Below are 13,808 nucleotides of genomic sequence, written 5' to 3' on the forward strand. Positions count from 1 at the left end.
TGGTGTTACTTCCCCAGGGAGATCTAGTGGGGTGTGCTGTGCGCCGTTGGGACCAGGTGCCGGTCTCCCGGTATGCCCGAGAGCCCTGCCTGCTTCAGGCAACTCGAGTGGCGCCAGGCCAGAGACGGCGGCGCGCTGGAGAAGCTGACCGACCACCGCACCAGCCCCACCCGCCCGAAGAAGCACGGGGTCGACAACGCGCGGCTGCACCAGAGCGCCCGCTTCAACGCCGAGCAGCTCCAGCGTGCCCTGCTGCCCGAGCTGCCCCATGTCGAACATCTGGAGCTGGCCGCCCGCCGGCCGGCCGGCGAGGGACAGCAGCAGGTGATAGCGGTCGGCTTCCTCGGTCATGCCAGCGCTGCATCCGGCAGGCGATCACCGACCACGGACAGGCAGGACGAGGACCCGTTCGGCAAGGACGACATCCTCCTGATGGGCTCCGACACCAGCGACGACATTGCCCTGCTCTCCCCAGCTGGCGGCTCCACGGAGCGAAGAGAGGGCGACGCCAGTTCCCGGCGAGTGAAATGCCCTCGCGATCCGTGATCAACATGGCGCTGGACTTCATCGTGGACAGCTAAACAGCGCATACCCGAAGTGGGACGGCTACCGCGTCCAGCTCGCCGTGCACGTGGGCGGGCAAGTGCTGCTGCGCTCCCGGCAAGGCACGGACATGACCGGCTCGTTCCCCGAGATTCGGGCGGCAGCCCTCGCCCAGTTGCCGGCGGACACCGGGCTGGACGGCGAGCTGGTGGTGTGGGAGCGGGACCGGCTGGCGTTTGAGCGGCTTCAACAGCGTCTCGCTCGTCGCGGGTCCGGCGCAGCCGAAGCAGCGCGCCGGTGGCCTGCGCACTATGTGGCCTTCGATCTGGTGCACCTGGGCAAGGACCTGACCGGCTGGCCGTATGAACGGCGGCGCGCGGCGCTTGAGGCGCTGTTCACGGACCACGGCCTGCAGACGCCGTTGACGCTGTGCCCCTCGACCACTGACCCGGCTGTGGCGCGAGGGTTGCTGGAGTGGACGGCGGTCGGGGTGGAAGGGCTGTGCTTCAAGCGGCTGCGTGAGCCCTACGTCGGCGGCGCTCGATCGTGGGGGAAGTACAAAGTGCGCGAGACGACCGAGGCGATCGTCGGCGCGGTCACCGGCTCCCTCACCGCTGCCCGCACGCTGCTGCTCGGACGGTACGACATCGAAGGCCGCCTTCAGTACGTCGGCCGCACCACCCTGGCCCGGGCGCCGGGTATCACGGACGCCGGCCTGCTCACTACGCCGCGGCGCGAGCATCCATGGACGGGCCGGTCGTTCTCCGTCGGCTGGAGCAGCCGGGAGACACTGGACCTCACCCTCGTACAACCGGAGTTGGTGGTGGAAGTCGGCATCGACGTCCCCCGCGACGCCTCCGGCCGATGGCGTCATCCTGCGCCGTGGCATCGCGCTCGCCCCGACCTCTCCCCCGCCGACGTTCCCCTCCTAACGTCGCCGCGCTGACGGCGACGACCGGCAGGCGGCCCCGGCCGACGCGCACCTGGCTGATTGAACCCCCTCTCCAGCCATAGCCGCGTCGCTCTCCTCATGGGGTCTGGACGACGCAGATGGGCCTGACGCCCCTCGGTGCCTGCGGCGTACGGGCGGCTCAACGCGGGTCGCGTGGATGCAGGAATGGATCCACGCGCCGCAGCCCACCCAGCGACAAGCCAACCGAGAACATCGTTGCCTAACCGAGCTCCGTCGAGTGCACCCACGACCTGATCACCAATACATAATTGCGATTGGTGAGCGGCCCGCTGTCCCCCCGTCGGCGGGCCGCTCATCGCATGTCAGGGATCTTCTGCGCCGTCGCCGTGATCAGCAGACCTGGTCACTGGCCTCGTCCCCGACCGGGTCGTCGGCCAGCGCCACGGCGGCCACGATCCGCTTGCCCACCGGCTCCCCGTGCATCTCGAAACTGCGGCACACCGCCATCACGATCTCCGTAAGTTGGTGTGTGGCCCCGGAGGGCCGGTTGTGGGAGTGTCAACTTAACGCGATCTTGGTTGTTGAGCTGGTCAGCGGTTGCTTGGGTTCAGTCGGCCGTCGAAGGCGATCTGGAAGGCGTTCAGCGGCGCCTTCCAGCGCATGGTCCACCTGCGCCGTCCCTTGCCGGTCGGGTCGAGGCTCATCAGCGCGAGGTAGACGCATTTGAGGGCGCCGGCTTCGGTCGGGAAGTGGCCGCGAGCCCGCACGGCCTTGCGGATGCGGGCGTTGACCGACTCGATGGCATTCGTCGAGCAGATGACTTTGCGGATCTCCACGTCGTAGGCGAGGAAGGGGACGAACTCCGCCCAGGCGTCCGACCACAGCTTCACGATTGCCGGGTACTTCTTTGCCCAGACCTCGGTGAACTCCAAGAACCGTTCCTCGGCCGCCTCGGCCGTAGGCGCGGTGTAGACGGGCCCGAGGGCCTTGGCGAGTTTGTCCCAGTCCTGGCGTGCCGCGTAACGGACGGAGTCGATGCCCGCAACGCACGAGGCTCCTGTGCCGTTGGGGGAGGTGTTCGAAATCTCAACCCACAGGCACAGGAGCCGCGTTGGTTCCGTATTCTGCCGCACTCGACCTACCCCACGCCCTGGTCGAGTGGGTAACCATGCTCATCGTCACCCGCGAGGGTGACCGCCGCTGCAAGCTCCCACCGCACCAGCGTGCCCTGGTCGGCCTGGTGTACCTGCGCCGGCACGACACCCTCGCCCAGCTCGCCGCCGGCTTCGGCATCTCCGTCGGCACCGCCCACGCCTACACGACAGCCGTCGTCGACCTGCTCGCCGACCGCGCCCCCGGCCTGCTGCGCGCCCTGCGCGAGGCGGAACCGGAATACGTCCTGCTCGACGGCACGCTGGCGGAGTGCGACCGGGTCGGCGACAGCCGGGCCGACTTCTCCCACAAACACCGCCGGCACGGGGTGAACGTGCAGGTGGTGACCGACCCGGCCGGGCGGCTGCTGTGGATCTCGCCGACGCTGCCCGGCCGCGCCCACGATCTCACTGCGGCCCGCGCCCACCGGATCATCCGGATCTGCGAACGGCCGGCTCCTGGGTGACGACACCCCTCAGACGCCCCCCGGGCCGTGACCTCACGCCGACCCAGCAAACCGTCAACCGCGCGCTGTCCGCGGCACGGGCACCGGTCGAGCGAGGCGTCGCGCGCTTGAAGTCCTGGCGCATCTTCCGCCGATCCCGGTGCAGCCCGAATCGAATGTCGTCAATCTCCGCGGCCGTCCTCACTCTGGAGCGGCAGCGCTGAAAGACCTCAGTCAAACGTCTCTCCCAAGATCGTCGGGTCCGCCGTTAGATTTACACTCCCCCGATAGCCGCAGCTTCCACCGGCTACAGCCGTATCTGCGACACCGACAGCGGATCAGCGTGGTAGGAGGGTGCTTTGGCTGTCTGGGGGCCACTCTCCGGCTGTTTGGACATCACGATGACTGCCGTGTAGCTCTGCGGCTGCTGTCGAATCCGAGCCCAGGTGGTTCCGGCACACAGGACATTGACCGGTAGTTTGCCGGTGTAGGGCTTGGTCAGTCGATACCCCTCAGGAGCCCTTCCGTCGACGGTGTTCGATGCACCTGTGTGCTGATACCCCACGATCTTCCCAGCATGAAGGAGGAGTGCAGTGGGGGCTGTCGGCGCGATGGGCACACTCAGCGCCGCGCCACTGGGCGAGGTGATGGCGTAGTCGACCTTGAGTGAATTCCCCATCAACGAAGCCTTCGTGACCCTCAGCTGAATAGGGCCTGACGTGCCAGCTGACGCAGGAGGTTCGATGCCGGTTCCACAAGCGTAGACCCGGTGTTGCTCGTGCTGTGGTGCCGAGGTAGTCGGAGCCTCTCCTACCGTTGCGTTCTGCGTGCCACAGCCACCCAAGGCAGCTGAGGCCAGCGCGAGCACGGGAACGAAGAGCAGGGGGGGTTTCTTCATGGCATGTCCCTTCCTGGCTGCGGGCCTCGGTTAGACGTGCGCGGAGCACCCGAGGTTGCACTCGGGCACCCCGCGCACGCTCTTCTTCTACTGGTGCGGATTTAGCTGCAGACGGAAGTAGCTGAGGATGTCAGGTGCTTCCGTCCAGTACAGCGTTGAGTTGTTGTCCATGGCCGAAACCTCGCCGCGAGCCTGCCGGTAGGTCGAGTTCTCGACGCTGAAGACAAGACCGCCCGAGTCACCTTGCTCCACGGCCCAGCCGGAGGACTGTCCTTTGACTCCGCGGGTCGTGTGTACAGAACCGTCCTCCCATGTCGTGTTGTAGGTGATGTCCTCGTTGACCACCTTGATGCCACAGGGAACGCCGTGACCGTCGTAGTACGAGCGGGCACCGTCCTGGCACACCGACTGCCCGTTGTACGAGTAGGCATCGGAGTCCACTGGATACCACTTGCCCTGAGGCTGGTCGGCTTCGTCGGAGTTGGTGCCGCTGCCGCTCAGCATTCCGGTATCCACTACTTCAGCGTCCCATTGGTCGCTCGTTGCGATGACATCGGCGAAGTAGTTGCCGTAGTTGTAGCCCCACGTTCCGACGGCATCCCCTTCACCGTAGGTGTGTGCATTTTGAGGGAAGCAGTGGCCAGCGGTGATCAATACGTCATCACCGTTGAGTTCGGCGGATATGCCCGTCGTACATTGGGCAAGATAGCCAGACTTCCAAGATGGCCCGAGGATGACGTCGCCGCCGATCCAGGGATAGTTGTCGTTCCAGCGCCACGTTGCAGCCTTGACCGGCGTTCCTGGCGTGATCGTGATGGGAACGCTGGGAGCGACAGAGCGGGCAGCCATGGCGTGGACGTGCGGGACCAGTGATGCCCTCAATTCAGGGATGGCGCTCGTTTTTGCCGTCACTTGGACACCGGAACCATCTGGGGCTGCGGCCGCACTGTAGACCGTCAGGTCGGCGGCCCTCTTGACCTTCGATGCGGTCATGACCTGCGCGATAGTCGCATCCAGCGCCTTCTTCGTGTACTTGGCCTTGACCACCCGCACGCGTCCCAAGTCGATGTCACGGTGGGCGTGTTTGGCGGCGGCCAACATTCGCTGTGCGCGGCTTACGTCGGTGACGTATACGATGACGCGACCGTGGGCTTCGTCCACGTACATGTTGCTGTACGTGTCCGCGTAGGCGGCCCTGCCTTGGGCGCCCACTGCGTTCGCAATCGCGTTGAGAGGCTTGAGCCGTTTCGCCTGGGCAAGCAGTGCTGGACTCGTTGCGGTGGCCTGGGTTCCGCCCTTCGCACTCGCCGATGGCGCACTTGTCAGAATCAGAGCCATGACGGACGTGGCTGCTCCCACGGCAACGCAAAGGCGGAAGCGACGGCTCTGGCCACCTCTAGCTATCAACTCAAGGACCTCCGACGACAGTTGCGGGGGGGCGGCTGAGCGGCAGTGAATAGAACCCGCCAGTGATCGTCAAATGTCAAGGACTCTTACCTTGTACGGTCACGAGTCGGAGTGCCATCGGTTTTGAAGGTGTCAGCTCAAACGGCCCCCAGGGTAACCACCGTTTTTTGCCGACTTCTTCGGAAGGAGCCGCCCTCCAAGGCATTGCCGAACGGCCGCTCCCCTATCACCCACTTCTTACGTTCCTTTCAGTTGGAGGTACTGCGCATCCCGAGAAGCCATGGATGTTCGCCAGCAAATGGACAGGGGCTAGCGTCTACTGAGTTTGAACTCGGGTTGTCGTGGCCGCTGAACGCCGCCAGTTCCACGAGGGATTCCGGATGATGGTCGCCGAGCGGTTCGCCGTGGGCGAGCCAAGTTTGGCGATCGCGAAGGAGTTACGGGTCAGTGTCCGCTTGGTCCAGCGATGGCGACGAGCCTGGGACAGGGGCGGTCTGGGAGCTCTGCGGTCGGCTGGTCCGGCCTCGCTTCCCCGGCTGACTGAGGCCCAGTTGTTCGTGCTGGAGAGGAGTTGGCCAAGGAACGGCCGACACGGCTGGCCGGATCAGCGGCGGACGCTGGCGCGGGTCGAGACCGTGATCGGCCGACGCTTCCAGAAGGGCTACGCACCCCAAGGCGTGGCCCTCGGGGAGTATCCGGAGGCTGAGGCGGCCTGACCGGCAGGATCAGTGCAGCCGGCCGACCAGGTCTTCGCGTTCATCGGCCGGCTCGTACATCAGCCGCCGCACGGCGCGGGAGTCGTAGTTGGGAGCCAGCAGGCGCTGGACACCGGTGACGTACCCGGCAGCCGACTGGCCCTCGGGCGCAGCCAGGACACCGGCGTGCACCAGGTTGGCGGACACGCCCCGCATGGTCGGTACGGTCAGCCCGGACCAGCCACCGAAAGCCTTCGACCGGGCGGAACATCACCTCCAACGCCTGTACGACGACCACGCCGTACGGCTGCCGGCTTGGACCACACCAGCACAGCCTTCGAAGCCGATCCAGCTGGACCGAGATCTCGTCGACCGGCTCCTCGCCGTGACAGGTCAACAACGATGCCTACCGTTCGTCTATCAAGTAGTCGCAAGGAAGTTGGGGGCGACCAACTGGTCTTCTTCGCTACGTCGGCCTTGCGCTTGGGCGGCTCGATCTTCGAGCCGGCGGCCAACCGCACCGCTCCTCCAACCACCCCTGCAGCAGCAACTGCCCCGCCAGCCCATGCGGCGCCATCCGCCGCTCCCGCCCCATTTCCCGCCGGTACGGCAGGCGTTCACACGGCCGCGGCCGCTGATCGAGGGCACCCGAAGCGGTCGGCGACCCGGTCGAGGTCCTCCCCTGCGTCTTCCACGCCCTGTGGCACGGCCAGCTGACCGCCTGCCTGGACACGCCGCTGCACGAACGCGTCCCCGTCGGCCCGCAGGGCTGGAGCAACCCCGAGGGGAGGGATGCCGGGTGACCGCGCGGCGCAATGCCCGGCCGGCTGTGAAGGTCGGTGCTCGCGTCCGGTTCCGTGGCGTGAAGTGGCAAGTGGTCGCCCTCTCCGGGCAGAGCATTCATTTGGTCGGCCCGGACGGCGGTGGTGTGGCCGTGCTCGCCGGGCACCAGTTCGCCGACCCCGGCTTCACCGTCATCGGCGCCGAAGTCCCGCGGACGGCCCCGCAACGGGGGCTGTTCGAGACCGCCCCCACGGCGGCGCGTGAGAAAGCGCTGGCGTAGCAGCGGCACGTCAGGGAAGTCGAATGCGGCGTGCCGGGCGGGCCCTGCAGCGAAGGAACGGTGCGGCCACAGTACGACCCCCAGCGGCACACGCTGGCCGAGCGGGAGCAGGCCAAGGCCCAGGAGCTGACCGCGCTGGACTTCGGCCGGGTGTCGCGCACCACGGTGCAGCGCATGCGCCTGGCGGCCTACCGCAAACAAGGCCTGTGGGGGCTCCTCGACCACCGCACCACCCGTGTCTCCAGCCCCACCGGGCGTTCCGACGAACGGGTCGTCGCCGCCGTCCGCGCAGCGCTGCGCCGCCGCCGCGGCCGCTCCCGCGGCACCATCAACGGCCTGTTCCCCCTCATCAACCAGATCCTTCAGGACCGGCACGGCCCCGGCACGGTGCCCGCACCGTCACAAGCCACGCTGTACCGTCTGGTCACCGCTCTGGCCAGGCCCGGTGGACTGCCCACCGGGCCCGTGAGGCAGGTGCCGGCTAACGTCGACGGGCGGGCCTTCGCCCCCGCCACAGCGCTGCGGCCCGGTGAACAGGTCCAGGTCGACACCACCCGCCTGGACATCCTCGCCCTCTTCGACGACGGGCGCCTGGCCCGGCCCGAACTCACCATCGCCGTCGACGTCGCCACCCGCGCCATTCTCGCCGCCGTGCTGTGCCCGAGCGCGACCAAGGCGTTCACGAACTCGGGAGGCACCGCTGTCCGGCACTGTTCGATCGGGGCAGTTCCGGAGAGCGAGTACCGGCGTCCTCTGCCAGTCGGCTAGAAGAGGCCGGAGCGCATGTGTTGCCTGAGGATCTCGCGCAGCCGCGGGCTGCGTGCGGCCGGCAGCTGGGTCAGGGTGTGCTGGAAGATGCCCTGGTCGACCTGGAACAGTTGGTGGGGGCGCGGCGCGGGCGGGTCGTCGCGGAGAACGCCGTCGGGCATGGTGCCCGACGCGGGGAGGCGCAGGTGCGGCTCAGGGAAGGCCAGCCACATCCACACCCCGAACGGCAGCGGCACCGGATAGGCCGATGCGGGCAGGCCGGCCGGCCTCCAGGCCTCCCCTGTCTGCGGATGGATCGGCACGAGCAGTATGTCGGCGTCCGCGTCAGGACCGGACAGTCCTGGTCCGGCCAGCACAGCGTGCCGCGCCGACCGGCCCCCAGGCAGGAGGGCGTCGAGGGCACGCTGGAACACTTCCGCGGTCAGCCCGTGCGGGACGGTCACCGGCTGACCGTTGGAGGCTGCCAGCAGATGGGCGAGCGCCCGGCCGGCGGCCGCCTCCCACTGCGGGCTCCATGACCACCGGTGGCCCGACCCGAGCAGCGAACCCCATCTGCTGATCGGCTCGTACGGGGGCGTCCGCTTGCCCTCCACCAACAGTTCCGCCCAGGAAAGCGTTGTGGGGGCGGCATTGTCGACGGGGAGGCGGCGCACGGCATCCGGCGCAAGCCAGACCGCTTGCCAGAGTGAGCAGTCGTCGATCCGGCTCGCCACGGGCAGGCCGCACGCCTCACAGGCCATGTTCGGGCCCTCACCCCAGTCGAGGCCGCAGCAGTAGCCGCCGGCCTTCTCCGGGATGAGCACAGCGCCGCGGGTGTCTCCGGGTGCGATGACGACCGTGCCGGGGGTGCCGTCGGACCAGGAGAAGCCCGGCGCGTGGATGTCGCGGGCCGCCGCCTCCTCCGGATCGGTCTCATCCCGTCTCCGCCATGGCGGCCCCAAGCGGTTTGGGTCCACGGCAAACGTGCCCGACTCCATGAGCACCGGGAGCTGAACCCCGTTCCCGTACTTCTGATGGGCGTGAGCCGGCAGCACGACCTGGGGCAGCGGAACCGTCAGCCTGGCGCCGCACCCAGCACATACGAAAATGAACAAACATCCTCCGCCGAAGAAGCGGAGAGCATCTTCGCAGCTCCGCCACGGACCGGCCAACTTGTTTCATCCGCTGCGGGGCCGGACACGGCCACGGCGTGAAGCATCACTGTTCGAATCGTCGACGCGCCAGGTGCCCCCCGAAGTGGTGAACATCTGCTGCCCGTTCTCGGGCTCTGGCTCAACTCCTGTGACAGATGTTGGAGTGGGTTGCGAGGACCGTGGTGGTCCGGGAGAGGAAGGGCGCAGAGTAATGCCGTCGCGCCTGTGGCAAGCTCGTGCCACGTGGAGTGCACTTTCTGCCGGCTCATCGAAGAAGGCGCTGCGCGCTGGGTGGCGTATGAAACCGGGGCCTGCGCGTTCCTGCCGCTGGATCCGTTGGCGCCCGGCCATACCCTGGTTGTTCCCACCCAGCACTACGCGGATGTCTTCGACACGCCACGTGACGTCCTCGCCGCGACGATGACGCTGGTCCAGCGTGTGTCCGGCGCTATGCGGGCTGCCCTGGACGCCTCAGGCGTGAATGTCCTGAACGCCAGCGGCCCGGCGTCCGAACAGTCGGTGCCGCACCTTCACTTCCATGTCGTTCCGCGGTGGGCGGACGACGGGATCTCGACGTGGCCGGCAGGGCGATCCGAGCATCAACTGGCAGGCGACCCCGGCACGAGGCTTGCCGAGTACCTCGCTGGAGAGCAACACCACAGAAATTGAGCCAGAACCGCACTTCGGACGGCGCCCAGCCCCGTCACTGTTCGACTTCACGTGCGGGGCGGCAAGAACCGGTGAGCGACATCACGGTCGAGGCGCCCGGCGCGCTGTCCAAGGCACTGGAGACCACCGAGCGGGCCAGAGGCCGCCTGTACGACTTCCACCAGCTCACCGGCACCGCCGACTTCCAACTCGACCGTGCCGTGGAACTCCTGCACAAAGCGGGCCACCCCGAGTGGGCCGAAACGATCTGCACCCAGATCCTGGGCCGCAACGTCATCCCCGGGCACTGGACGTTCCAGATCATCGAGGGCCTACAACGCCACCTACTACCGGCCCTTCCACGAGCTGGAGGCGAGCGCCGTGAAGGAACTCGCTCAGGGCCGTGACCACCTGCTGGAGACGGAGCTGAAAGAAGACCGTCGAACGCACGGCCACCCGCACCACACCGCACGAACGCCTGAGCCACAGTGGCGACGCGCTAGCCGCATGAGGCTCCGGGAGAAGGTGTGTTGATCATTCCCTGCATCGGCGCGCGTCAGCTCCACCGCACGACAAGACACGGCGGTGTGGATCGTGATCAGGGGGGCGCCTGTCGCCGCCAGGGCACCGCCATCGAGGCATGCCCGACGCCGCCTGCCCGACCGGATCTTGGCTTTCGCCGATCAGAGCGCGGCGTCGTCGACCTGCGCAGGTACGGCGTGCGGACGCAGGACCATGAGCGAGTCTTCCAGGGCTGCCACCATGGCAAAGGGAAACCGGTCGAGCTCAAGGCAGAGTGCAACGTCGTCAGGATGCACTCCCTGACGCAGCCCCTGCGCAAGCTCGGCGGCGGCGCGCGACTCGGCAGCTCGGTGCAGGAACACAGAAGCATCCGCCTGGGCGGCGGTCGACCTGCAAGCGATGTATTCAGCGCACGCCAAGTCTTCATCGGCCTGTCCGCCTTCGCCGGTGACCACGAACGTGACGTTGTCACTCTCGCGTGTCCGCAAGAGCCGAGAGGTTGCCTCCGCCACCACGAAGCTGGCGCACAGCACGAGCGGTGCATCCTTGACGGCAAGGGCGCCGACCGTTCCTGCGGTGGTCTTCTGCACAACGGTCCGTCCGCGAAGGTCAGCTGCCCGCAGCATGCCTGGAGAGTTGACCATGTCGAACCCAGCCGCGGGCGGACCGTCTTTGAGTGCCGCCCAGTCCGGGTGGCGGGTCTTCAGCGCCAGAGCGTCGTCCAGCGACTCGGAAAGAACGATCTTTTTCGCCCCCCGGGCAAAGGCCCAGGCAGCCACGGTGAAAGCACGCATGACATCGACCACGACCGCCACGGACGGAACCTCGGCCAGCTCAGCGATACCAACGAAACGAGCATCCATGCCGATCATGCTCGCGCAGTCTACTCAGGCCGCTTGCGTCTCGGTGCATTCGACCAGTCGGCCGTTTTCGAAGCTGGCCCCCGCGCGGACCAGCGGCACCAGGTGGGCGCCGGTGATCGCGCACGGACGGGCCTGGACGGGCTCGGCCAACCCGAACACCATCGCCAGCGCGGCGGCGGGGCTGCCTGCGCCGCGGGTGACCTTGGTGCGGAGCTTGACGGTGGAGGGCGCGAGCGGGACAAGCCGTGCAGTACGGCGCACGCCGCATGGACCGGCCCCCGGTCACCGCCGCGGTGACAGCGATGACCGCAGCGGTCTGCGGGCCGACTGCCACCTGGCGAGCGGCTTCCCCTATGCGGTGCGTGGCCGGCGGCTTGTCGTCTTCTTTGCGGCTGTCTTCTTCGCCGTGGTCTTCTTCGCGGCCGTCTTCTGCTTCGGCTTCGGCAGCTCGTGCACCTCGGCCGGTCCGGCCTCCTCGCCGCGGGAGGCCTTCACCTTGGACACCGACTCCTGCAACGCGGCCATCAAGTCGAGCACTGCGGCCGGCTGCTCGGGCTCCGGGGCTGCGGGGAGGGGCTTTTCCTCGCGTTTGGCCTCGATGATCCGGGCGATGGCCTGGGTGTAGCGGTCCTGGAAGTCGGGGCCTTCCAACTTGTCCACGGTCATGGTGTCCATGAGGGCGAGCGCGCTCTCGATCTCGCCCTCGGACACTTCGACAGGCGGCGGGAGCAGCTCGGTGGGGTCGCGGATCTCGTCTGGCCAGCGCATGGCATGCAGGACCAGGACGTCGTCGCGGACCCGGAGCAGGCCGAGGCGCTCCCGGCCCGACCATGCGTACTTGGCCACGGCCACCTTGGCTGAGCGGCCGAGGGCCTGGACGAGGAGCTTGTACGGCTTGGCCGCGACCTGGCCGGCCGGCTGGAGGTAGTAGCCCTCGGCGATCCGGATCGGGTCGATCGACTCCAGCGGCACGAAGGCGTCGATCTCGATCGCCTTCGCCGTCGGCAGCGGCAGGCCGCTCAAGTCCTCATCCGTGATCGGGATGACCTGGGTCTTGGTCAGCTCATATCCCTTGCCGATCTCGGACTGGTCGACCTCGCGGTCCTCCAGCTCGCACACCTTGCGGTAGCGCACCCGGCCCATGTCCTGAAGGTGGTACTGGTGGAAACGGATCGAGTGGTCCTCGGTCGCGCTGACCACGTTGATCGGCACTGTGACCAGGCCAAACGAGATGGCACCGCTCCAGATCGTTCGGGGCATCGGTAGACCTCCGTAGTAGCCCCGAGCATCACCAGACTATGAGCGGCACTGACGACACGCGCCAGACAGAACGGAGCAAATAGGTGCATAACGGCATGCCGGTAGGGGACTCGCTCACCACCCCCCACACAGAACGGAGACCCATCGAATGATCATCAAGACGATGCACGAAATGGGCATCCGCAGCGAGCACGCCTACCTCGCCGGCATGGCCTCCATCGGCTTCAGCATCGCCGCCTGGTTCGGCAGCCTCAAAGCCGAACCCGGAGTGGGCCTGGACCGGGCCGACCGATGGGGCATCTTCGTCGGCGAATGGGCACCTACCTTCTTCGGCCTCGGCCTGGCTCTGTCCCACTACGAGCAGCAGGACGGCACCCTCACCGCCGGCAACATCCACGAACTGCGTGAACGGCAGAAGGCCAGCTGAGCCACACCCGTGACCGCGCCCGCCTCTGGACCAAGGGGTGGGCGCACCGCCGCTCGGGATGAGGCTTCCTTCAGCTTCCAGCCGCAGCCGCCGTGGCCAGGGAACTTCAGTCCAGCAGGTCCAGGGCTGCATCCGGGCGGCAGTGAACCACGCAGGCACCTGCCGACGCAGACCATCGAGCGCCTGCTGCCGGGTCGCCGGGCGGCACCGGCCGCTCCTGGCCGCCGCCCAGCTGCTCCTGCGGGAGATCGCTGCCGACGTCCGGGAGTACGCGGGCGGCCTGCTCAACGACGACATGGCCATGATGGTCGCACAGCGCGAGGGAGGCATCGACGCCCGCCTGAGCGGCGGAAAAGCTCCGCGAAGATCACTCACAGGGCAGGGCCTGCGAACGACGCATTCGGTCCTCGAATCGGAAGCACGGAACGGAAGGCCAGGTGCTTTTGTGCTTCCTCGGCTCTGACAGCACGCTCCTGTGTCCAGAGGTGGCGGGGTGTGCCGCCGTACACCAGACTGATCGAATGGAGTGCACGCTCGAGGTCGTCATCCTGCCCGTGAGCGACGTAGACCGCTCTTTGGCGTTCTACACCGAGCGTCTGGGATTCAACCTGGACGTGGACTACGGCCCCAGTCCCAGCTTCCGGGTCGTGCAGATGACACCGCCTGGCTCCGCGTGTTCGGTGCAGATCGGAGTCGGCCTGACCGATGCCGAGCCCGGCTCACTGCGGGGCCTGTACCTGGTGGTCTCCGACCTTAAAGCGGCGCGGGCAGAGCTGGCGCAGCGTGGTGTCGGCGTTGGGGAGATCCGGCACAAGACACCTTTGGACGCATGGCAGGGCGGCTTCGAGACCGGTGTCGACCAGGAGCGCCGGGACTACGCGAGTTTCGCCGATTTCACCGACCCTGACGGTAACGTGTGGACACTGCAGGAGCGCGGCTTTCGCCGGTCATAAGAGAATGCCTTGGCCACTGACTTCTTGGTATGGCGGGGGCCTCGCCAAACGTCGGCTCCGTTCGCCACACCTCCCGCCAGGAGGCAGAAGCGCAGGAGCGACCTGGTGTCCGGCCGTG

At 67.4% G+C, this 13,808-nt stretch carries 15 protein-coding genes and 3 pseudogenes; 10 read left to right on the forward strand and 8 right to left on the reverse strand.

Translation table 11 applies throughout. The annotated features are described in order from the left end of the window. Positions 1–72 precede the first annotated feature (72 nt). Complete coding sequence (locus tag ACGFZN_RS31160) at positions 73–546, forward strand: hypothetical protein (RefSeq protein WP_393861792.1); 474 nt, start codon at positions 73–75, stop codon at positions 544–546. Further along, complete coding sequence (locus tag ACGFZN_RS31165; protein WP_393861929.1) at positions 539–1,489, forward strand: ATP-dependent DNA ligase; 951 nt, start codon at positions 539–541, stop codon at positions 1,487–1,489. The genes ACGFZN_RS31160 and ACGFZN_RS31165 overlap by 8 nt, the downstream gene beginning before the upstream one ends. Positions 1,490–2,046: 557 nt before the next feature. Here ACGFZN_RS31165 and ACGFZN_RS31170 read toward each other — a convergent pair. Further along, a pseudogene (locus ACGFZN_RS31170) lies at positions 2,047–2,487 on the reverse strand (transposase); the annotation flags it as partial. A gap of 80 nt (positions 2,488–2,567) precedes the next feature. Here ACGFZN_RS31170 and ACGFZN_RS31175 point away from each other — a divergent pair. After that, positions 2,568–3,277, forward strand: a pseudogene (locus ACGFZN_RS31175) (transposase family protein). A gap of 83 nt (positions 3,278–3,360) precedes the next feature. Here the strand turns inward: ACGFZN_RS31175 and ACGFZN_RS31180 are convergent. Continuing rightward, complete coding sequence (locus tag ACGFZN_RS31180) at positions 3,361–3,732, reverse strand: hypothetical protein (RefSeq protein ID WP_393861793.1); 372 nt, start codon at positions 3,730–3,732, stop codon at positions 3,361–3,363. Positions 3,733–4,038: 306 nt separating this feature from the next. Beyond that, positions 4,039–5,289: a hypothetical protein gene (locus ACGFZN_RS31185; protein WP_393861941.1), complete on the reverse strand. Its 1,251-nt coding sequence runs from the start codon at positions 5,287–5,289 to the stop codon at positions 4,039–4,041. A 452-nt stretch (positions 5,290–5,741) separates the two neighbouring features. Between ACGFZN_RS31185 and ACGFZN_RS31190 the strand changes: the two genes are divergently transcribed. Continuing rightward, on the forward strand, positions 5,742–6,074 hold the full coding sequence (locus tag ACGFZN_RS31190) for a helix-turn-helix domain-containing protein (RefSeq protein ID WP_393861930.1): 333 nt from the start codon (positions 5,742–5,744) through the stop codon (positions 6,072–6,074). A gap of 9 nt (positions 6,075–6,083) precedes the next feature. On the opposite strand, the gene ACGFZN_RS31195 is transcribed toward ACGFZN_RS31190, so the two are convergent. Further along, positions 6,084–6,260, reverse strand: coding sequence for a hypothetical protein (locus ACGFZN_RS31195; protein WP_393861794.1), 177 nt, complete (start codon positions 6,258–6,260; stop codon positions 6,084–6,086). Between the two features lie 655 nt (positions 6,261–6,915). Here ACGFZN_RS31195 and ACGFZN_RS31200 point away from each other — a divergent pair. Together ACGFZN_RS31200 and ACGFZN_RS31205 are read left to right on the forward strand one after the other, a co-directional pair. Beyond that, positions 6,916–7,116, forward strand: a complete 201-nt coding sequence (locus tag ACGFZN_RS31200; RefSeq protein WP_393861795.1) for a hypothetical protein — start codon at positions 6,916–6,918, stop codon at positions 7,114–7,116. Positions 7,117–7,176: 60 nt separating this feature from the next. Continuing rightward, entirely contained in the window at positions 7,177–7,884 is a 708-nt protein-coding gene (locus ACGFZN_RS31205) for a hypothetical protein (protein WP_393861796.1), read from the forward strand. On the opposite strand, the gene ACGFZN_RS31210 is transcribed toward ACGFZN_RS31205, so the two are convergent. Continuing rightward, positions 7,881–8,978, reverse strand: coding sequence for a hypothetical protein (locus ACGFZN_RS31210; RefSeq protein WP_393861931.1), 1,098 nt, complete (start codon positions 8,976–8,978; stop codon positions 7,881–7,883). The genes ACGFZN_RS31205 and ACGFZN_RS31210 overlap by 4 nt on opposite strands. Positions 8,979–9,260: 282 nt before the next feature. On the opposite strand from ACGFZN_RS31210, the gene ACGFZN_RS31215 reads away from it, so the two are divergent. Beyond that, a complete protein-coding gene (locus ACGFZN_RS31215; RefSeq protein WP_393861797.1) occupies positions 9,261–9,686 on the forward strand; it encodes an HIT family protein in 426 nt (141 codons plus the stop codon). Positions 9,687–9,757: 71 nt separating this feature from the next. Then, positions 9,758–10,199 (forward strand): annotated as a pseudogene (locus ACGFZN_RS31220) (hypothetical protein). Positions 10,200–10,348: 149 nt separating this feature from the next. Here the strand turns inward: ACGFZN_RS31220 and ACGFZN_RS31225 are convergent. The 3 genes from ACGFZN_RS31225 to ACGFZN_RS31235 all read right to left on the reverse strand — a co-directional run bounded on the left by ACGFZN_RS31225 (position 10,349) and on the right by ACGFZN_RS31235 (position 12,310). After that, complete coding sequence (locus ACGFZN_RS31225; RefSeq protein ID WP_393861932.1) at positions 10,349–11,050, reverse strand: 2-phosphosulfolactate phosphatase; 702 nt, start codon at positions 11,048–11,050, stop codon at positions 10,349–10,351. Between the two features lie 24 nt (positions 11,051–11,074). Next, positions 11,075–11,311 (reverse strand): hypothetical protein, encoded by a 237-nt coding sequence (locus ACGFZN_RS31230; RefSeq protein ID WP_393861798.1) that lies wholly within the window; start codon positions 11,309–11,311, stop codon positions 11,075–11,077. 90 nt (positions 11,312–11,401) lie between these two features. Further along, positions 11,402–12,310, reverse strand: coding sequence for a Ku protein (locus ACGFZN_RS31235; protein ID WP_393861799.1), 909 nt, complete (start codon positions 12,308–12,310; stop codon positions 11,402–11,404). 148 nt (positions 12,311–12,458) lie between these two features. On the opposite strand from ACGFZN_RS31235, the gene ACGFZN_RS31240 reads away from it, so the two are divergent. Then, positions 12,459–12,737 carry a hypothetical protein gene (locus tag ACGFZN_RS31240; protein ID WP_393861800.1) on the forward strand — a complete coding sequence of 93 codons (279 nt, stop codon included), beginning with the start codon at positions 12,459–12,461 and terminating at the stop codon, positions 12,735–12,737. Positions 12,738–13,258: 521 nt separating this feature from the next. Next, positions 13,259–13,690 carry a VOC family protein gene (locus ACGFZN_RS31245; protein ID WP_393861801.1) on the forward strand — a complete coding sequence of 144 codons (432 nt, stop codon included), beginning with the start codon at positions 13,259–13,261 and terminating at the stop codon, positions 13,688–13,690. Positions 13,691–13,808 lie beyond the last annotated feature (118 nt).

It is taken from the genome of Streptomyces sp. NPDC048192, from assembly GCF_043202415.1.
Lineage (GTDB): Bacteria > Actinomycetota > Actinomycetes > Streptomycetales > Streptomycetaceae > Streptomyces.

Coding starts and splice junctions, on each gene's coding strand:
- ACGFZN_RS31235 (WP_393861799.1), bottom strand. CDS start 12,310: ATGCCCCGAACGATCTGGAGCGGTGCCATCTCGTTTGGCCTGGTCACA.
- ACGFZN_RS31225 (WP_393861932.1), bottom strand. CDS start 11,050: ATGGATGCTCGTTTCGTTGGTATCGCTGAGCTGGCCGAGGTTCCGTCC.
- ACGFZN_RS31185 (WP_393861941.1), bottom strand. CDS start 5,289: ATGGCTCTGATTCTGACAAGTGCGCCATCGGCGAGTGCGAAGGGCGGA.
- ACGFZN_RS31240 (WP_393861800.1), top strand. CDS start 12,459: ATGATCATCAAGACGATGCACGAAATGGGCATCCGCAGCGAGCACGCC.
- ACGFZN_RS31190 (WP_393861930.1), top strand. CDS start 5,742: ATGGTCGCCGAGCGGTTCGCCGTGGGCGAGCCAAGTTTGGCGATCGCG.
- ACGFZN_RS31180 (WP_393861793.1), bottom strand. CDS start 3,732: ATGGGGAATTCACTCAAGGTCGACTACGCCATCACCTCGCCCAGTGGC.
- ACGFZN_RS31160 (WP_393861792.1), top strand. CDS start 73: ATGCCCGAGAGCCCTGCCTGCTTCAGGCAACTCGAGTGGCGCCAGGCC.
- ACGFZN_RS31245 (WP_393861801.1), top strand. CDS start 13,259: ATGGAGTGCACGCTCGAGGTCGTCATCCTGCCCGTGAGCGACGTAGAC.